The sequence below is a fragment of the Paenibacillus sp. FSL F4-0097 genome, from assembly GCF_038593125.1.
In the GTDB taxonomy this organism is placed as follows: domain Bacteria; phylum Bacillota; class Bacilli; order Paenibacillales; family Paenibacillaceae; genus Paenibacillus_AQ; species Paenibacillus_AQ odorifer.
On sequence record NZ_CP151965.1, the window covers coordinates 6,194,835 to 6,214,761 of the forward strand.

At 38.8% G+C, this 19,927-nt stretch carries 19 protein-coding genes and 1 riboswitch; of the genes, 4 read left to right on the forward strand and 15 right to left on the reverse strand.

Going from position 1 to position 19,927, the window contains the following annotated elements; all coding sequences use genetic code 11:
• Window positions 1-37: 37 nt before the first annotated feature.
• Window positions 38-146, reverse strand: a riboswitch (TPP riboswitch).
• 71 nt (window positions 147-217) lie between these two features.
• Window positions 218-2,269: a beta-galactosidase gene (locus tag MHH86_RS27780; protein WP_036681365.1), complete on the reverse strand. Its 2,052-nt coding sequence runs from the start codon at window positions 2,267-2,269 to the stop codon at window positions 218-220.
• Window positions 2,270-2,482: 213 nt separating this feature from the next.
• Here MHH86_RS27780 and MHH86_RS27785 point away from each other — a divergent pair, with 213 nt between their 5' ends.
• Entirely contained in the window at window positions 2,483-3,274 is a 792-nt protein-coding gene (locus MHH86_RS27785; protein WP_076179432.1) for an AraC family transcriptional regulator, read from the forward strand.
• 55 nt (window positions 3,275-3,329) lie between these two features.
• On the opposite strand, the gene MHH86_RS27790 is transcribed toward MHH86_RS27785, so the two are convergent.
• The 10 genes from MHH86_RS27790 to MHH86_RS27835 form a co-directional block, all read right to left on the reverse strand.
• Window positions 3,330-3,854, reverse strand: coding sequence for a hypothetical protein (locus MHH86_RS27790; RefSeq protein ID WP_076141929.1), 525 nt, complete (start codon window positions 3,852-3,854; stop codon window positions 3,330-3,332).
• A gap of 30 nt (window positions 3,855-3,884) precedes the next feature.
• Window positions 3,885-4,385: a hypothetical protein gene (locus tag MHH86_RS27795; RefSeq protein WP_076141928.1), complete on the reverse strand. Its 501-nt coding sequence runs from the start codon at window positions 4,383-4,385 to the stop codon at window positions 3,885-3,887.
• 40 nt (window positions 4,386-4,425) lie between these two features.
• Window positions 4,426-5,289 (reverse strand): hypothetical protein, encoded by an 864-nt coding sequence (locus tag MHH86_RS27800; protein ID WP_051491190.1) that lies wholly within the window; start codon window positions 5,287-5,289, stop codon window positions 4,426-4,428.
• 24 nt (window positions 5,290-5,313) lie between these two features.
• Window positions 5,314-5,835 carry an AAA family ATPase gene (locus MHH86_RS27805; protein WP_036681361.1) on the reverse strand — a complete coding sequence of 174 codons (522 nt, stop codon included), beginning with the start codon at window positions 5,833-5,835 and terminating at the stop codon, window positions 5,314-5,316.
• Window positions 5,836-5,937: 102 nt separating this feature from the next.
• Complete coding sequence (locus MHH86_RS27810) at window positions 5,938-6,318, reverse strand: hypothetical protein (protein WP_036681359.1); 381 nt, start codon at window positions 6,316-6,318, stop codon at window positions 5,938-5,940.
• 43 nt (window positions 6,319-6,361) lie between these two features.
• Window positions 6,362-7,342 (reverse strand): phosphotransferase, encoded by a 981-nt coding sequence (locus tag MHH86_RS27815; RefSeq protein WP_036681357.1) that lies wholly within the window; start codon window positions 7,340-7,342, stop codon window positions 6,362-6,364.
• A 249-nt stretch (window positions 7,343-7,591) separates the two neighbouring features.
• A complete protein-coding gene (locus MHH86_RS27820) occupies window positions 7,592-7,963 on the reverse strand; it encodes an iron chaperone (protein WP_036681355.1) in 372 nt (123 codons plus the stop codon).
• A gap of 58 nt (window positions 7,964-8,021) precedes the next feature.
• Window positions 8,022-8,456 carry a hypothetical protein gene (locus MHH86_RS27825; RefSeq protein WP_036681354.1) on the reverse strand — a complete coding sequence of 145 codons (435 nt, stop codon included), beginning with the start codon at window positions 8,454-8,456 and terminating at the stop codon, window positions 8,022-8,024.
• The gene (locus tag MHH86_RS27830; protein WP_036681352.1) at window positions 8,440-8,658 is read right to left on the reverse strand and encodes a helix-turn-helix transcriptional regulator; all 219 of its coding nucleotides are present in this window, start codon (window positions 8,656-8,658) and stop codon (window positions 8,440-8,442) included. Before MHH86_RS27830 ends, MHH86_RS27825 begins: the two co-directional genes overlap by 17 nt.
• A gap of 471 nt (window positions 8,659-9,129) precedes the next feature.
• A complete protein-coding gene (locus MHH86_RS27835) occupies window positions 9,130-9,618 on the reverse strand; it encodes a DUF2199 domain-containing protein (protein ID WP_036681350.1) in 489 nt (162 codons plus the stop codon).
• A 407-nt stretch (window positions 9,619-10,025) separates the two neighbouring features.
• Between MHH86_RS27835 and MHH86_RS27840 the strand changes: the two genes are divergently transcribed.
• Together MHH86_RS27840 and MHH86_RS27845 are read left to right on the forward strand one after the other, a co-directional pair.
• Complete coding sequence (locus tag MHH86_RS27840) at window positions 10,026-11,054, forward strand: polysaccharide deacetylase family protein (protein ID WP_051491189.1); 1,029 nt, start codon at window positions 10,026-10,028, stop codon at window positions 11,052-11,054.
• A 287-nt stretch (window positions 11,055-11,341) separates the two neighbouring features.
• A complete protein-coding gene (locus tag MHH86_RS27845; protein ID WP_036684113.1) occupies window positions 11,342-12,607 on the forward strand; it encodes an IS110 family transposase in 1,266 nt (421 codons plus the stop codon).
• A gap of 375 nt (window positions 12,608-12,982) precedes the next feature.
• On the opposite strand, the gene MHH86_RS27850 is transcribed toward MHH86_RS27845, so the two are convergent.
• Together MHH86_RS27850 and MHH86_RS27855 are read right to left on the reverse strand one after the other, a co-directional pair.
• Window positions 12,983-13,354: a GNAT family N-acetyltransferase gene (locus MHH86_RS27850; RefSeq protein WP_036681348.1), complete on the reverse strand. Its 372-nt coding sequence runs from the start codon at window positions 13,352-13,354 to the stop codon at window positions 12,983-12,985.
• A gap of 458 nt (window positions 13,355-13,812) precedes the next feature.
• Window positions 13,813-14,607 carry a MerR family transcriptional regulator gene (locus MHH86_RS27855; protein WP_051491188.1) on the reverse strand — a complete coding sequence of 265 codons (795 nt, stop codon included), beginning with the start codon at window positions 14,605-14,607 and terminating at the stop codon, window positions 13,813-13,815.
• 157 nt (window positions 14,608-14,764) lie between these two features.
• Between MHH86_RS27855 and MHH86_RS27860 the strand changes: the two genes are divergently transcribed.
• Window positions 14,765-15,538 carry a DUF4097 family beta strand repeat-containing protein gene (locus tag MHH86_RS27860; RefSeq protein WP_179086923.1) on the forward strand — a complete coding sequence of 258 codons (774 nt, stop codon included), beginning with the start codon at window positions 14,765-14,767 and terminating at the stop codon, window positions 15,536-15,538.
• Between the two features lie 855 nt (window positions 15,539-16,393).
• Here the strand turns inward: MHH86_RS27860 and MHH86_RS27865 are convergent.
• Complete coding sequence (locus tag MHH86_RS27865; protein ID WP_051491187.1) at window positions 16,394-17,968, reverse strand: TnsD family Tn7-like transposition protein; 1,575 nt, start codon at window positions 17,966-17,968, stop codon at window positions 16,394-16,396.
• 24 nt (window positions 17,969-17,992) lie between these two features.
• Window positions 17,993-19,909: a TnsD family Tn7-like transposition protein gene (locus tag MHH86_RS27870; protein WP_036681344.1), complete on the reverse strand. Its 1,917-nt coding sequence runs from the start codon at window positions 19,907-19,909 to the stop codon at window positions 17,993-17,995.
• Between the last annotated feature and the right edge of the window lie 18 nt (window positions 19,910-19,927).

Below are 19,927 nucleotides of genomic sequence, written 5' to 3' on the forward strand. Positions count from 1 at the left end.
CACATCTGTATAAGATGCGGCCTTAGAGTAGACAAATAGAAATAGAGCTCCATTTCCTCCGCTGGCATTATCCAGATCAGGTTTGACGGTCGATAGTTATAACTATCCTCTCAGCCTGGTCCCACCAAGCTCCCGTGACTATATAATTGCTACTTCAAAGTATAACCGAAAAGAGAGAATTATCCAAATCTACTCAAATGTGAGATCAATGTATACGTTAGTTTAACACCAATACCCCAAATCCTTCCAGAAGCACCTCGCCCGACAATGTTGTGCCGCTCAGTAAATCTGTTTTGGTCTCACGAAGATGGATCGTGACAGGAGTCTCACTATAATTAAGCAAAAAAGCATAACTGGAAGAAGCTCCGGTACGGACTTGCAGCTCTACCTCTTCTGGGAGCTCCAGCCAATCTGCTGGCGATTGTAGATCAATTAAATTTATGATCTCAGCCGCTGCCTGTTCATTAAATACGGCTCCGTAATACCAAACCTCACCCTTGCCGCGACGATTTTTAGTTACCGCCGGTTTTCCCGCATAATAATCAGAGGCGTAAACCGCCATCACTTCAACCGAAGCTTCCTCTATTTTGAGAATATCATTAAAGTCATCTGCTCCTGTAACGACTTCGGTCACGCCCGACCAGCTAATTGTTGTTGGCTGACGACTGCCCTTAACCATTGTGAATTCTTCAACTGTGATCCCGCATTGATCCTTAGCAGTACCTGGGAAAGGACGCATATAACATTGACCGCGCTCATCCTTATAGCCAGTTCTACAGCCGAAGATCAGTTTGCCGCCTTGTTGAACATATTCATCCAGCAGAGACGCTGTCTCATCTGTCATAATCGCTGGGTGAGGATAGATAAGCACGTCGTACCTTGCAAGCTCCTCCAGCGTTGTTTTTTTGCGCAAATAGAGCACGTCATTCGGGATATGCTTCCGCTGAAGAGCCTTGTACCACTCCTTATTGCTCTTCCACATAAACGGGCCATGCCAAACATCGTATTCTCCATCCCACTCATTGTCATAATCACGAACAATAGCAACGTTAGCCTGATTATGAGTACCGATAAACGCTTGACCTGCTGCTGCCAGCTCCTGACCGATCTGCCCCGCTTCCCGCACTCTCCGGTTAGGCTGATTATGATAGTCATTGATTCCATGCCAATAAATTTCATTGCCCATCGTAGCTGTCCGCCAGCGGAAATATAACACCATATCTGCCCCATGAGCGATCGACTGATAAGTCCATAACCGCATCTGCCCGGGCTTTGGAGAAGGCATATCCATCCGGTTCACCCAGCCACCCGGGCCCGACTGCTGCTCCATAATGCAGAAATTCGGGGATATCGAACGAACAACAGATAACGACAGTCCCCAGCCTCTATCATTCAGCGGATTCCGCTCATTCGGGTCATAAAAAATAGTAGAGAACTGAGGATAGGAATCATAGCTGAAGAAATCCAGCAGTTCATCCGTCATTTCATGGCTATCGAGATGACCGAACAGACCGTTCGTGGTTACCCATTGCTTAGGGGCAAGTTTACGAATGATATCCGCTTGGTTTTTGGCAAAAGAAATTGTATTGTCCGAAATAAACCGTTTTTCATCCAATGCCTGATGAGGATTGGGTTGCTTCGGTACTGGAGTCGGACGTGGAAGATAGACCTGAGACCAGTCACTATAGCTTTGATTCCAAAAAACAGCTCCCCATGCCTCGTTCAAATGCTCAAGCGTAACATATTTCTGCTGTAGCCATTCCCGGAAGGCCTTATGGTCACTCTCCGAATAAAATTCACTGATCTCACAGTTGAGCTCATTATCAATTTGCCAGCCAACTACACCCGGATGATTGCCGTAATGTTCAGCCATTTGTTCTGCAATACGTGCACACAGTTCCCGGTATTTAGGACTGCTGTAATTATAATGGCGGCGCATGCCATGCTGAAGTGTAACACCTTCGTAGGTTACATTTAATACTTCTGGATATTTATCAGTCAACCAAGCTGGAGGCGTTGCCGTCGGAGTACCAAGTACAACCTGAAGACCATATTTATGTGCTAGATCAATCGCCCGATCAAAGAGCCCGAACTGAAACTCCCCTTCTGTGGGTTCAAAAATAGACCAAGCAAACTCCCCCATCCGAATGATCGTAAAGCCGAGTTCACGCATCCGGCGATAATCGTCCTCCCACATGTTTTCTGGCCAGTGCTCCGGATAATAACAAACGCCAAGCTCGAATTTTTCAGTTGCGACAGGTTTCTTCATCATTACCTCCAAAGTATTAAAAATATGCTTTCAATATTTTATAATTCTATTGTAGTATCAATGATAAGAGGTCTTATATAACAAAATATTGCTATCATATAACAATCTTGCGTTTATTGCCTTAATCCAACTTGCGCTCTGTTGCGCTACAGAAATGGGTGCTGCCAAACATGAAGAAACAATGGTATTTGCCGACACCGGCTTTTTCAAAATATGTCTGTTATCCTGAATTTTTGGGACATTACACTCACTTTTCCACAACATACAGAGAGAAGAAGCGAAGGGTTTCTGGGGAGTTATAACCTGCATTTGATCTTTGGTGGGGAGGGTTATGTATTCCATGAGGGCGAACGTATTCCGATGAGTAGAGGACGAGGTTTTCTGTACCCAAAAGGGGCTTATCAGCAATACGGCTCTGACCCAGGCGAGCCTTGGGATGTCCGATGGGTTCATTTTAATATTGAAATCGTCCTCCCCTTATTAGAGGAAGTGGACCAGTCCCGTGCATACCTGTTCACTTTTGATTTGGATGCTAAGCTGGACGAGCTATTCGAGGAAATGTACCTACTGAGCGCTTCCTACGTGACCCGTAGCGAGCCAAGACTATCTGCTCTGCTGTATGAGCTTCTAGTTAAATTGCTGCAGAACTCCGAGCCGCTTCACGGCTCAGTACCGCACGAGGTTAGACAGTCCATCCGGAGTGCTGCAGATATCATTCATGTCGAATGTGCCAGCCCTTGGTCTCTGGAATCGATGGCAAGATTGACCGGGTACAGCAGCTATCATTTTCTAAGGCTGTTCCGGGTGGTTATGGGCAAAACTCCAAACCGTTATTTAACCGATTGTCGGCTGGCTAAAGCCAAGCTTTTACTGGTTTCCACAGGACTCTCCATTGCTCAGGTTGCGACTCAGTCCGGTTTTGCCCAATCCAGCTATTTTATTAAAGTGTTCAGAAGGTTTGAAGGCATGTCTCCTGTGAAATACCGGCAGGCTTTTGGGGCGTAGACGATCTTCCTTCAGTCCGTAGAGATTCAATCTTAGTCTCTTGGACTTATCACCCTTAAAGATCATCCTTAAGAGAAATTTCACTCTCAATATCTAAACTTATTGTTTCGGAATGAATCTCCCCTTCATTATCATTCCATGTAATAGATAAAGTGGTGTTTTCATAATTTTGTCTATTTTTATTTAATTCGTCATACGAATACGGACCTGTTATAGACCCGATATCAGTGTTACTTAATATTGAAACGGGTCCATCCGTTGACCTAGCTTCATTTACAAGAACTGTTTCATCCTTATTATTAGTGTTTTTTTCATTGACTTCATACTTATAATAGCTACTATTCACTAAAGCGCTTGGGTCTCCCTTGAACACTAACTTCCCATGTCCCCGTAAAATTTTGCTAGATGAAATTATTATTTTGTAATCTAAAACATCCCATGTATCCCCTGTACCCTTAAGCGTATATACTTGAACACCAGTGTTTAAATTTGTTTCGAACTCTTTATTGAAATATAAATAACTCCATATCGCATTCGAAATAATAACCACAGCTACAAGCACTAGGATTAGTTTTTTCATATCTGCTCCTTTATAAATACTCCCCAGCCATTATTTATATCTTAAATTCCATTCTTTTGACCAATTCGGAAATGCTTCTCCGGTCAATTCTTCGAGTGTTTTTCCATCAATGGTGTAAACCCAGCCCATATGTAATTCATCGAAATCAGGAAAACTATAGCCTCCTATCACTTCATCGTCTGCTTCTAGCAGAAAAATCAGGGTTTGTTTTTTTGTATTATCCTTCTCATTATCTAAGGGGTGGTTTTTAACGATTAACTTACTTGTAGTTATTTCCTTACCTATATAATCGATTGGATCAACACTTTGAACACTCCAATATTGTATGTATGGCATTTCCGTCAGCAGTTTTTTATCTAATAAATATTCAGAAACAATTCCTTCATTACTAATGATCAGATAGCCCATATCGGTAATAAATTGTTCAGCTTTGCTATATTCTTTTTTTGAATTATCGCTAATTTCCTCATCACTACATCCCAATAAAAAGATTAAGAATAACGGAATTATGATTCTCCTTAATTTTTTCATAGGTTCTCTCCTTGCATTGTTTATTATCTCCGCGCTCAATTTATAGATTAATCTTATTGTATGAATTTAGTATCATCAAACTCTTTAGCGTCTTATAGGCTCTCCATTCCAACCTCGCTGTTTCACCGGGAGGCTCCCATTTTATCTGCCATCCTCCATCATCCTCCTGTTGGTATTCTAATACTTTTAAATGATCAAGAATGGTTTCATCAGAAAATATGCTGCTACAGTAAGAAGTTGGTGATGGCGAAAATTCTAGAGGAGAGAGTCCATAACTGTGGGATGCGGCATCCAAGCAAAAAAAGTTGGCAGTAATAAGCTCCTTAGATAATTTTTGAAATAATCCTTTGATAAAATCGGATTGAGGTAAGCTTTCCAATAAATAAAATGCAGTTAAAATTGTATGCGCATCATCATAGGCTTGTGAGTGAATATCTTCCAAACAAATTTCTGTCGCTTTATCAAGCCAGGAATGTTCTATCCCTTGCCATTTAAGAAGCCCGACAAGACCAGTAAGTCTGCTAAATGATGGCTCTGGAGAAAGAGGGTTATTCCAATGTTCTGCTCTTGGATAGTTCGATGATGAAGGAAATATTGTTGGAATCCCTTTTTTTAAGTCAGCATGCTTTGAAATATAATCACATGCTTTTTGAGAGAGTTCTTCGTCTTTTATGTTACAGTCATATAAGAAACGTAGTGCAAATTCCATGAAAAGTGGCTGACTACTGGGTGCCCGTAAATCTGGCTCTATTGCATTTCCAAACCCACCATCTTCGTTCTGGTAGGCTATTAGAGAAGTCACAACATTGCTTATTGATCCACCGTGGAAAATATATTCAAAAACCCTTCTTTCTAATAATCTGCCATGTGTCCAAATGAAATGGGCTGCTTTTTCAAAATCCATCTGTTCCCCTCCTCAAAATTTACGCTAAGCATTTAAGTATTCAATGACACTTTTAATATAGGATTCAATCGGTTCCTTTGTATTAACAATATGTATTCTGACATTAGAGGGCTTTTTAGCATTTTCAATAGTTTTAAGTAATGTCTCTTCAGAAGGCACTCTTTCAATCTGGCTAATCATTCTTTTTCTATTTCGCAGTCTATTATTGAGCTCGTCATAGTCATTTAATAAACATTCTACATATTTATATTCCGCATTATATTTCTGGGTCAGATTCAATCCTCTCTCTATCATCTCAGAGTATAAACAAGGGCTATCGAGTATAACATTATGACCTTGAGATAAGTAAAAATCTATCAAGGCCCATTCAATATCATACGAAATTTCCCCAACTTCCTTGAACCCAAAGTTTGCTCCAAGTGATTCCATAAGAGAAGACTTTACAATGTCGTGATCAAGAATAACAGCAGAAGTATGCTGCGCTATTACTCTGGCTAATGAAGACTTCCCTGATCCGGGGTATCCAGACATCTGAAGAAAAAACAACGAGGGCCACTTCCTTTCAGCATAGTCTTGGGTCTTCCACAGACATAAATGAGCTCATAGCGTGAATTCTATGTTAGCTGATATGTATTCTTCTTCGAAAATCTATTCGAGTATTATCTCTTCTGCTTTATTGTTCCATGTTAGCATTAACTTTATTGTCTGTTTATTTAAATCCAATTCATTTGAAAATTCAGTCATTTTCATTTTCAAACCACCCTCTGTCTTACTCTTACCGAAACCTCCCTTAGTATTAAAATACTCACTTGAATACTCAAATATAAAAATCTTTATGGTAGGTTCAGTCCCTATATAATTGATTTCGTAATTTATCTCACCTGTTGATTCATTATGCTCAATAATTGTTTCCCAATAATCACCTTTTCCGTACTTCTGAACCCAATGGCTATTGCACCCGGTGACTAAAGTTATACACAGAACGAATAGAATAACTAAAGATATCTTTGTATGTTTTATTATATTCACCTCTATTCTAACAACAGAATTCCAACTATCTTTTAAGTTCAGGCTATATTTCGACGAGATTCTTATAGGCGTTTATCGACTTCCATATAAGCTCCTCATCCTTAATTCCTTCATGGACAAATAACTTTATTGGAAAAAAGATTCCTTCCATAATCGATAATCTAACGTCCTCCACAAATTGTGTGTACGTGTATGCGTTCCTGATTTTATTGTTAATTGAATGAAAATACAGATCAAAAATACGTGTAGTCTCGGCACTGCCATGAAACAAATCGTGGATAAATAACATAACGAGATCCTCCGTACAAAGCCCAACCTTCACTGCTTCAAGATCAATGATGCACGGCCTTGAACTGCTGAACTTCGGATATAATAAATTGCCAACATTTAGATCACCATGGATGCATGTTGTATTTTGATATCTGGATATACGACTAATATGTTTCTGGGCATTTTCACGCAAGCTAAGTAAACTCTTCTCGTAAATACTAAACTGTTCTTCCCCAAGGTTATAAGTCTGTTGCTTTCTAAAAGCCAGATAGTCTCTCTCCAAATACGAAATATGCTTTAAATAATGCTCTATACTTTTCAAATGCTCGGGATGAGCTAACTCGCTTGTCCCCCAAGAAGCAGAATGAAACTGTACGATCACATCAATAATGTTTGCTAATTTATCAGAATCAATAGGTACTTCCCAGTCAGCTAAATTGGTATGTGTCGGGGTCAGATCTTCCATCAACAATATCCCCTCTTGTCCGACTGTATCATATTTATTAAAAAAGACTCTCGGAATAGATACATCCTTGGTATAGTAATGATTATAAATCATATTTTCATATGGAATATGATCTGACTTTGTGATTTTCTCTAATAACGACAAAACCTTATTGTCTTTCGTATACACTTCTATTTTATTGAGTGCTGCTCGATTGCGTATTTCTTGTTTTGTTCTTTTAATCTCAAGAATCTCAGGAACACCCTGACCTCTTAATAGCTCTAATAGTTGATCATCGTTTAGTAGCATTTTCATCCTCCAATCTGAATTGGCTCTCGCCTACAGTAGCCATTTGTCTCACTTCCATTTTTCAGCATTCATCAGGTTGAACTAACGTGTATAAATTCGCTTTCAACATTCCATCCACCTTCCAAAATATTGAATATTTCACGCTGAGAATTTAAATAAAAAAGACAAATCACGTATTAAAGTGACTTGTCCTCCGGTGCTTCCACATATAAATTTGCTTAAAATGAATTGAACGCTAAATAATACGTTTTATTTCCGCCAAAAAGTTGAACAGTCTGCCTTATCCAAAATATTAAACTCGATCATTTTTTCAAGTAATGAGAAATCAACTGGACTTTCCCATCGGATGCGTAATAACTGCTTGGTATGATCATAACCTGCCTGCACAATTTCATCAGAAAAACGATTAATTCCTGCAATTTCAGGGGCAACCGCCAAATGATGTTTGGATACACTGAAGCCAATAATAAAAGTCTCGTGATCGGTAAACATAGGCTGATTCCACGCAACTTTTGGCTTTAAATCAGTAAATTTTCCAGCTACCCAAGCCAAAACTTCTTCCATTCTTTCCCGATGTTGCGGGTTATCAATCTGCGCTAAATATTCTGCAAATACTTCCATGTCATTCTCTCCTAAAAAAATATTTTCGAATAGTCTATTTGATGTTACGTCATATCAACTACATTCTCTTAGCATAATAATTAAACAGGAAGATTCCTAAGGAGATTTGAAAAATAAAAACACCACATAACACAGTGACTACAGTTTGATCTACTCCCATTAAACTAAATACAACAGTTAGAGCCATTAGGATGTAAAAGTTAACAATATTAGTTTTCCAACCGGCTTTTTCTCTTATTCTTATTTTCCGTTCATCATTAGCCTCAATTTTACTCATTCTAACTTTCTCATCATTTTTTACTTTGTTCTGAGGCTTATTAAGCCATAACGAATACACCATATTTCCTACTCCAAGCACTGCAAGGACTGAACCCACACCAATGAGCAAACCGGAAATTCCTTTTAGCTTCTCGTCGATTAAAATAAATCCACCCATATAAACCATAATAGCACCTGCAATTGTTAAGAGCACCCATTTACTTGCCGTTTTCATTACCCAGCTCCTCCTCGTAAATGAAAATATCTTCAATACTCATTTCAAAAAATCGCGCAATTTTAAATGCAAGAATGATGGATGGATTATACCGGCCATTTTCAAGTGAACCAATCGTTTGCCTAGATACTTCCAATTTATCCGCTAGTTCTTCTTGTTTAATACCTTTTTCTTTTCTAATCTCTTCAAGCCTGTTTTTCAATATCTTACCCCCTGAAGCAATTATGGAAAGTTAACTTTCCGTAAGAATAACACATTGGAATGTGTATGTAAAGCTAACTTTCCATTAACTGAAATTGATTGCAATTTAACCCGTGATCTTTATAGGTGTAATAATTTAGGGCACGCCTTGTTGATACTACATCTGTAGAATTGGGCATGAAAAAACGCCACCCGTTAACTCCCTTATAGGAGTACGGGGTGACGCTGAGTGTTTCACGGGCGACAACTTATGAAAGAAAAGTTCAGTTAGCTTAGCCTGTTTCAAGAATATCCCATCCGAAAGTTTGCCTTTTGGATAAAAAAGTCCCGATGATTATTCACATCATCGGGACTAACCGTATCATTGTCAGCAGAAAATAAAGTCTTAGACTTAGCAGACCAAGGAGAGCGGCGTAGATATGATTTAGTAATCTGCCGGCAGCTTCTTCGACTATACATTCAAATTCTTCTCTTACTGACTATGATTTATTAAATGTGCAATTTCTTTAACTCTCCCCATTGTAATTCCTTCTCTTTGTTCAACTGCAAGTGGATGATTCGTTTGTTCTAATTCTATTAACGGAACAGCACCAACCTCTTGTGTATGTACCATTGTCTTTAACGATAATGTAGTTATTGGATATATTGAAAGTTCAGTCGATAACCAACCAAAATAAGGTTCTTCCGTCTCCCTTCCTTCTACGTGCAATAATTCATTAGACTTCAGAAAGTTTTCTTCACTAAGAGAAACCCAAACACTCCATATAAATTTCTCTTTGCTATCAATTATTGGTATTTCAATATGGCCTCTAATAAAGAAATGCTGTTCATCAATTACACAAAAATCTCTAATTAATTCTGTTCTCTTCTCTTCTGGTACAGTGTAAAAGTAATATGGTGCTTCACTTCCGTAACATAAAGGAAGTTCACTTAATTCGTTGTCACAATGAGGGCATTTCATGTTTTCTGCTCCTTATAGTTTCTCGCCGATTTCTTATAACGTCTTATTCGGGAACTTTGTGATAATTCCATCTTTTGAATATTCGCGAAATTACTGAGTTATCCTGCCCTTTACTTCTATAAAAAGGGCAACTCTGATCGGCTGAAAAACTGTCCAAGAATCCCTGTCACATTTTTGGGTGTCTGAAGCGTTATATATATATTAATGCAATCAGGATGTAGGGAGACTTAAACATTGAAACTAAACAAACTAAAACTAAAAAAATATTATATCCTCGTAATTTTATCGCTAATGGTCTGCTTGTCTGCTCTTCTTACGTATAAAACTATGTCTAAGCTGGAATCACCAGTGTTGACGGATACAAGATCACAACAGATGCCTATGTTCTGAATCCGGATCATGAATTTATGCTTGCTAAAGACGTAGCTGAGCAGGTTCTTAATGCCCGTATCGGCTGGGAGAAGCAGACTCCACTTCCCGAGGGCATTTACTACAAAGATCAGGTGGCGGTACTCATGTACCATCATCTCACAGAAGAATCGTTATCGCTTTATCCCGGTGTATTATCCGCAGAACAGTTTGATGAACAAATGCGGCTGCTGAAGCAGGAGGGCTTTCAGGTCATTACGATGGAGCAATACCGGCAGTTTATGCTGGAGAATGCTCCGGTTCCCGATAATGCAGTTCTGCTGACTTTTGATGATGGTTATGAGAGCTTTTATAAGCTGGCGTTTCCTATTCTGCAAAAGCATGGTTACACCGCAATTAACTTCATCATTGTTTCTGATGTTGATAACCCGGATGGGCGGAAGGTACCAAAACTGACCTGGGAGCAGATGAGGGAGATGAAACGTGCCGGAATGGGCTTCTATAATCATACGTACAATCTGCATTATTATGGCATTGTCGATGCAGAAGGAGGTACCCGTCCGTCGGCGAGTGCCTTGCTGTACATTGATGATGAGAACCGCAATGAGCTAAATGAAGAATACTACAGAAGGGTAACCGGGGACCTGGCTCTGGCGGAACGCAGGCTAAAGGAAGAGCTAGGCAATACGGATTCAGCTATTGCTTTTCCCTACGGTTCCTATAATGAAAAGCTGCTGGATGCAAGCGATTCGCTCGGAATCAAATTGAAATTCAATACCCGGGAGGGTTTAAGCTCCAGAACGAATCTGAACGCACCGCGGATTAACGAAGGGGACGAAACCCTCACCGCGGCTTTATCCATAGAACAGCTGAAGCATACTGAGCCGCTGATGGAGTTGACTGTGAATTCCAGAAAGGTCCCTCTTATCGGGACTCAGCCGCAGTTGAGGAATGGAAAATTGATGGTTCCGTTAGGCCCGCTAAGCAGATCACTGGGGATAGAGATGCATTACGACCACCGCAGCCGGACATTGAAACTGACACACAGCAGCTTGAACAAGGCTTGAGTGATAACTCAAATTTTGTACCATAGATATCAGAGGGAATACGAACGGTATCAAGCGAGTGATAATCGGACGCATGGAGGACTCTTTTACCCACGTGGCTGAAATCGTCAGATCCATAAAAAATAAGTATTAGACTGCCGCTGTTATTGTTCAATTATCGTGACCCGTTAGAATTCCTGTAAACTGAATAATTTGGAGTTTGAACAAAAACGAGCGCCTCGGTAACATGGGAGTTGGATACGGGTCTACAGCCCTTTTAATCTCACCATTTAGGAGGTCGCTCTACTATGAAGTTTAAAGCTCAAGACAAGCAAAATCAACTCATTGAAAACATTACCGTTCATCATTTGGTCATTGGCGTAGACATCGCCCAAGAAGTCCATGTGGCCCGCGCGGTCAGCTTTCGTGGGATTGCTTTGGGAACTCCGCTCGAATTCGGTAACCATCGTGAAGGGTTCGATCTGTTCGAACGCTGGATCCAAGATCTACTCAAATCCTACAAACTTAGCAGCGTCATAGTTGGTATGGAACCCACTGGCCACTACTGGTTTAGCCTGGCACGTTGGCTCCTCGATCAAGGCATGGAGCCCGTTCTGGTTAATCCTCATCTCGTCAAAAAGAACAAGGAAAACCGAGATAATACACCGTCTAAAAGTGACCATAAAGATGCGCTTGTCATAGCAGACATGGTCAAAAACGGGTACTACTCCCCTGTTCGTTTTCATCCCGAAGATTACGAGGAACTACGTATTCTAATGGCGAACCGAGAGACGGTTACCAAGCGCCTCAACGCTGCGGTTAATCAGATTCATCGCTGGGTAGACATTGTTTTCCCTGAACTTCGTCAGGTTTTTAAAATCCTCACTTGCACCAGTGCAATCGCAACACTCCGACTCTTCCCCTTGCCAAAAGAGATCCGTCTGTTAAATACGGAACAGGTCCTTGCCGGTTGGAAGCAATATGTAAAGCGTCATGCTGGAGTTAAACGTGCTGAGCTACTCATTTCACTTGCGAAATCCAGTGTGGGTGCCACTCAGGCACTCCACGCATACAAGCTCCATCTTGGGCAATTGCTCGAAGAATATGACCTGGCCCAGCGCCAGCTTGAACAAATTGAGCATGAGCTCCGCCTCATTCTTAAGCGTATTCCTTATGCACAGAAGCTCCTTGAAATACGAGGCATCTATGTTACGAATCTAGCTGGTGTACTCGGTGAGGCTGGTGATCTAAGCGGATATACGCACGGAAATGCTTTACTGCGTCATGCTGGGTTAAATCTAGCTGAAGCTAGCTCCGGGAAATGGCGAGGAAAGATGGTGCTCAGCAAACGAGGCCGGCCACGTTTACGTCATTTTCTTTATCTCATGACAATGAGTATGGTTATGACAAATCCGGAGATACGAGCGGCACATCGTTATAATGTAGAGGAAAAGAAACTGAAGAAGATGAAATCCATTATGAAATTAATCGGTAAAGTAGCGAGAATGCTAGTCGCATTGGCTAAAAGCAGTACCGCTTACGAACCGATCAAGGTATTCCCACAAGCAGCATAAAACCAATTAATCCTCATCGACTCATGCATTCGCAGGATAACAAGAAGCACGGAGTATCGGGAGACGTTACGCAAAAGGGCTCGGACCCGTTCCGTTAGAAAGACCGACCTCCACCCCTTAGTTAGATGTGACGAAGGAATGAAAGGGCTATGACCCGTTGAGACATGGGAGTGAGAATCGCTAGGGCGAAGTGGAGACGTGCATATAATGGAACAATATGGGTGATCCTTATTCACCCTTATTTACGCATGCCCAATTCCCCATCTCCCAGCCACCGGCTCCTTCATCATCCTCTTCATCACTTTAACTACAGGATGAAATCCTGCGAATTCATGAGTCTGAGTGAGGAAACTGAATCATTTCGAGGGAGTTTAATCATATCAACTCTGAGATAAACATTGGTGTAGCTCCATCCTCTGTATTAAAGCCAAATTTATTATAGAAATCCACTGCATGCGGATAAGAAATTAATACTTTGGTTTTACACCCTTTATATCTATCAAGCATTATATTCATCATTTCCTTTCCTATACCTATACTCTGATAACTCGGATTAATAAGCATGTAATGAAAATATACCGTTAAAACACCATCTGACAAAGCATTTATTAAACCGACAAGCTTTCCTCCTTCCCAAGCGGTAACAATTGAATGAGGCCCTCCGATTGCTTGTAAAAGCTCGTTTGGATACTTGCCAGACTCCCATTCTACCGAAAGAAATAACTCTTGGAGTGCATCCTTAGTGATATCCTCTTAGCTTGGAGCGTAATAAATACTCACCCCTATACCTTCCTTTCATAAAACTAACTACGGCACAGCATCTGTTTTAAACTCCCATATTTCGATGGTTTTGCAATCCTTACGAAGCCATAAAATAATACCAACAAAGAAATTTCGGATTTATCAAAGTGAATAATCACTTTATTTACCTCAATATACTATTAAAAATATGTATAGAAAATGGATTAACTGAAGTGGAATTTGTATTTATTCACATTAGAGAATTCATGATAATACTTTTTTCACTTAAGCATACAAATCCTAAGAGGCATATAGCGTTAATCTGCCAGTTAGCTAAATAGATAACATTGAACAATAGTTAAATATTTAGCTAATCGGCGAAGTATAACGTTCTTGTCCTCAGCCTGGGGCAAGAAACGTGATTGCTTAATCAAAAAAAAGCCGCTAAATTAGCGACTTTTAATCTAACATGTGCTTTTCTTAATGAACAGTTGTATCTGATAATCCCACTGCAATATTCCAGTCACAATAATGTTATGAAGAACAAAATCTGGACACACATCGTATTCCGTCTTTGCCCTTTCAAGTAAATTTTGTAATACAGCATTCTTATTCTCTTCGGTACAGTTTGCACACAGATAGTCCCCTTCTGGTAGCACAGTTAACCCCTCTAAAGACGGATATTTCAAGCAAACAGCAAATAACCGTGTTATTCCTTCAGTCGTAAACATTCCCGCCATATCTTCAAACAGAAATTGTGAATGCAGAGAAGTCTCAATTTGTTGATAGAAATGTCTGTGATAGTCCCATAAATTCTTAAGTGTGGGGCTTTCCATTTTATTCGAAAACATAATTACCCTTTCCTCTATGTGTCTGACAAAGTAATTTTCACTTTGACTATAATCGTTGTGGAACTTATTTTCATAATGTAGATAGGCACGTTTAATTTTCGATTTTGCATACTGCAGACGAGCAATTTTATCGTCTGCTCTTTTTTCTGCCTGTTTTAGAAAATCAATTACTTTAGTGAGATCATTCTGCTGCAATATATCTTTAATATCCATTAAAGTAAGATCCATTGCTTTGAGCAGTTCAATGGTTTGCAGCTTTACGAGCTCCTGCTCGGAATAGTATCGATATCCCGACAATTCATCTTTATGGCATGGCTTGACTAATCCAATACGATCATAGTGCCGCAAGGTCTCACTGGTCATCTCTACGATTTCTGCTGCTTGCTTAATTGTAAAATAGTTGTTCATATCTACCCTCTTGACCTTTTTGTAACACAAAAGTTTATGATGATTAAAACATATGCGACTGATAAACGCAACGAAATACAAAAATGATCCGATCCAACTCTTGCAACATATTTGGGTAGACTTTTTCAAGATCATTATGTTCAACTCTAATGCTTAGTTGCATATCGCAATTTTTTTTGCAGAGCAGCTTAGGATTGGTATTCGTAGGACTGGCTATATTAAAAAGAAAAATGATTTAACAAAGGAGCATTTTATAATGAAAAGTACTGCAAAAAAATTACTAACTACTATAGGCATATTGGTGACACTATTGATATCATTGGCAGGATGCTCCTCCCACTCCACTTCCATGGAGGAAAAAAATTACATCATCCCTGCCCAAAAGATTGATACCTTAACAATTGATGTAAAGGACAAAAAAATAACTATCCTCCAATCTAAAGATGAACAAATTCATATTGTTTACTATGAAAGTGAGAAAGATTTTTACAAGATTGATCTATCTGATGATAAAGAACTATCAATGGTAAGTGACAGTAATAAGGAATGGAACGACTATATCGGAGGAAAAGGCTCGCAAGTAACCAGAACTATTCAGGTATGGATACCTGACGCAACTTTAAAAAATTTGACTTTAAAAACATCAAATGAAAGTATTGTATTACCAACAATCGCGTTTTTGGGGACAGTGGAAGTAAACATAAATAACGGAAATATCCAATTGGACAAATTGAATGCAGGGGCGGCTATAACCCTTGAAACAAAAAACGGAAATATTAGCGGTTCAATTCTAGGGTCATATGATGATTTCGCGATCTTAAGCAAGGTAAAGAAAGGAGATAGCAATTTGCCTGCCAATAAAGAGAATGGTTCAAAAAAATTATCTGCTTATACAAATAACGGAAATATTAACTTGCAATTTTCTGAGTAGCCAGTAGTTAAATATTAGCTCGTATGAAGTCAGATACAATATTGAAAGGGATAACCCCTGTTTCACTTTTGAAACTTCTGGCCTACCTCTTCGACTATTCCACCGGCCTATGACCGATACAATATCCCTCCCTCTTGTAATGGAAAATCACCTTGATAAAGTTGTTAATCCGACCCGTAAATCGATTATCTTATGATGTACCCGAGGGCCAAAATTAAGCTTGATCGTGAATTCCATCAAAATAAGGTATAAGCCGCATTACAGCGGCTTATACCTTCATGATTTTGTTTGACTGTTTTGAACCATCCTTTGGAACTGAATGTATCCGATGCATATAAAAAGTACTACTATCGATATAATTAAAATAATACCGTATATTGAATATTTAAACTTTCCTGCCAGTTAGCTTAATGAAGCATCGTCAGTCTAATACTTTATTTTCTTTTGACAACTGTTCAGATACATTAATGTTGTGAAGTGAAAAAACCTTGTATATCAAGGTTTTTTCTTGTTTCTTTAAATTTATAAACTACATTAAAGTTATGAAGTGACAATGGGTTAAAATTATTAATGACATTATAGTTGTGAAGTAATACGTTTCTTTATAATTATATCTTGAAACGATAGCCAAAATGGTTAACGAGTTCAAGAAACTCATTATATATCCCAACTACCTTTTCACTAAATCGTTATAAACCAGCTTTAATAAAATATTTAAAGCAAGCTTTGGTCCTCTTTTGCCCCAAATCAAGTAGAATTTGTTAACCAGATAGATATGCATTATTTGCAAAATAATGTTACTAACTCCTCAATGATTTCCTTTACTCAAAGTATTGATTTAATTATTCACCATACTTATTCATTTCTTTTCTTCGTTAAACTATGTAACCGTTCTGAGGTACATGGCAACTTCTCCAACTTTGTACGTAACATTGTTGAGCGATGAAGGAGTCTTCCCACCTCATTTCTTGATAAAGATCTATCACTGGATTCTCTGATCTTATTAGCTACCCGATCAATCTCTTGTACAAATTCTGTATCACGTAATGTCCAATCCACCCTTATGTATTTTTTGTTTGTTCTCCTTTTCGTGTGTTCTTTCGCTTTCCGCTCTACAGGTTTAATAAGTATCTTCAGTTCGTCGTAGACTACTGTACGCCCCAGCTTTAGTTTCTCATTTTGGTTTTTTATTGTTCTAGGATCAACACCAAGTCTTCTAGCCTTCTCACATAATCCAAGAGTCCCATTATTCAGCTCCTCTAGCTTATTGACCCAGACAGAGCCAAACTGTTTAATACGCCCAATGCGGAATTCATCATTTTTATCGCTATCTGGTCCACGCCTTGAATAAACAAATCCGCAACCGCAACTAAACGTCCCCACCGGCTTTCCGGTATCAGAACATCTCGATACAACAACGTCAGCGATTATCTTTTCTCGAAAATGAGTAGCTGCCTTATTTAAACAAGGCCATGGCCCATCTCCAAATGGAGATAGAATAGTAGTGCTCCCTCCTTCTATAATGTCCTTCATTTCTATCTCTAAAAATATTTGCAGCAGAATATGTCTTAGAGGATGTGTAAGATGACGCGGTTTTCGAAGCATTTTATGTAACCAAGTAAATTGACTATCTTCATCTATAGAGCAACCAAGTTTGTCTAGATATGCCATACCATAAAAAGTAATGAAGTCAGGAAGTAATTCCTTAAATCTGATATTTCCCTTTGCTGTGAGCATCCCCCGTTGAGCTAATCTCCGCAAATATATATTTCTTATTCCTTCTTGAATTAAAGGCTGGCTATTCATCTTCAATATTTGCGCTGAGCGTGTAGCAATCAAAAATTCTTTATCTTCACCACGGAAGGAAACCAAATTTTGTTCATCTCTTAAGACAGACTCGAGCATAACAAACTCATGCTTATTCTTTCGCTGAGAGAACAAAATAGAAGAGTCGCTAAGGGTGGCATTATGTAATGGACAAACTGAGACACCAGTCAATTGATGAACTCGATGCCAATACGCTATGCCATATTTTTCGCGATCAGATCCTATACATGCTGGACAGTATCGCAGATATGCTGGTTTGCAGACACCACTTGCTGGGAATCCCATTTTCATATTTATTGACTGCCCATCTCCATAAAGCATTTCTTCATAAACCCAGTTGTAGCGCTCTATAGAGATAAATGGTTTAAAATAAGGCAGCAAGGTAAGCTTATCTAACAATTTGTCTACTGAAATTGCTTTACCAGGGATCAGCGAATATAACTGCATGAGGTGGCTCGGAAGATCTGTTACTGCACACACAGTTTGCTTATTAAATATATCCATCATCGTTTTTTTTGTGCTTTCATTACCAGACCTAGCATGATAACGGGCTAAAACACTGTACAATAGTTCGTCAGGTAGTGGAGGTGGAAAATAAATCATCGATAACCCCATTCTCTCTAATAATTATTTGTAGTATTTAAGTGCCTCATTTTCTGCCCACTCTAATGCTTTCGGAGAACATTTTTTATAAACATGACTAAGATGCTGTAGTCGTTTTTTTGTTAATCTCCTATAACTCGAACCCATAAACTTCTCTAATATATATGGAAATATTCTAATTGCGCATTCATCTATTGTTTCTACATTGGATTCCATTAGCTCTGTTGTGCGATGCAAATATTTACGAAAGTGGTAATATCGAATTTTCAGTGTTTTAGGTATAGCACGTAAAAAACACTCTTTAGTAAATTGATTTGTTGATGGGTATGCTTTTACCTGCTTAATAGCTTTATTGATAATTTGGAACATTTCCTCATCTACCGTGTCTAAATTAAACTTCTGGTTACCTTGTTTTGGGGGCAAAATCCCATCTATCCATTCCCGATCATTCTTCATAAGCCAGTCATAACGGCGAGTACTGTACTTACGAATTTGCAAACGCGAAGCAGCAGGACCTGAAACCTCTATGGCATCCTTCACCGTATTCCGATACTCCTCTATTTTAAGCGATGTACTTGCAGCAGTTTCGTGATAACCCATTTTCAAAATCGCTGCTTGTTCAAGCTTGTCTTGATATGACCTATCACGTTTTAAATTTCTATACGGTTTTAGATATTTCCTTAAAGTCCTTCGATTCGTTAAAAGTTGCGCTGCAATTTTATCCATTATCAAGCCTTCTTCAAAAAGTTGGATTGCACGATTCATAAATAATGCTCCCATTGTTTCTATCGTATATTGCTTTTCATCTTCCGGGTGCGGAAGTCCCCCTCTAGTATAGATCATTCCACAATAAGGACAGATAAATCGACCAGTGATCCAAGCATGAGCTGTGCGTTTAACATTAGGGATAGCTCTTTGATTATATTTCGGACAGATTGCATTGATACAAAGCCATGGTCCATTACCAAAAGGTACAGGTAAAGAATAATTTTGATCTATATATATAAAATCTTCTAAGTTACCTGCAAGGAACCTTATAACTAACAAATATAAAATTATTCTCTCCTTAAGGTTATCCTTCTGAAGAAAACACATTATACTTCTTGAACCTAAAAGATGAATCGAATCAAGTCCGATTGTAGATAGGTAAGAATTATCATAAAACTTTATCACATCAGTAAGTAATTTTTTCTTATATATATGTTCTCCCCGAAAGTGAATGTAGCCTTTGACTCCAAGATAAGAAATTAATTTTATATATATAATTTCCAGATTGATACTCTTTAGCTGAAATAAAGTATTAAAATCTGAAAGTAACTGTTTATTTTCTAAGCTATCTTGTACCCCATTATTATTGTCTATTAGTATTTCATGTCCATTTGGACATTTTGGCTCAATAAGCATTTGACTTCCTTTTTCATCAGTTAATGATGTATTACAAATAGGACACACGTCAATTAAACCACTACCATGTATATGGCACATTTTAAGAAAGGAAAATTGGTGTGTACGATGCAAGTAAACAATCCCGTATTTAGAGAAATCATCGTATATGCAAATAGGACAATAATGAGAGGTATTATGGAGTAGAGATTGGGTCAATCTCTGAAGCATAAATCGATCACTTAATTCATAATTTTTCGAATACATAACCTCCCATAGTTTTATTTGTTTATCAACAGTTAGAAATGATCTAAAGAAAGGAAGGTAGGTGTGATTTTCGATTATTCTTTGCGCAAACTCAATAGTTAGTCCAAATTCATCAGTAATTCGAGAAAGGTTAAGTGGAATTATATTTGCTTTTTTCCTAGCACCTTTTTCTCCAAACAATTCAATATTACTCATCGTGAAAGTCAATGGAGATCGAAGGTAATATCGATGCACAATGCTCCGAAAATCTTCGTCAGGATACGTTGAAGGAAAAGCCACTATATTTCCCATAAGTACCTCCTATCTACT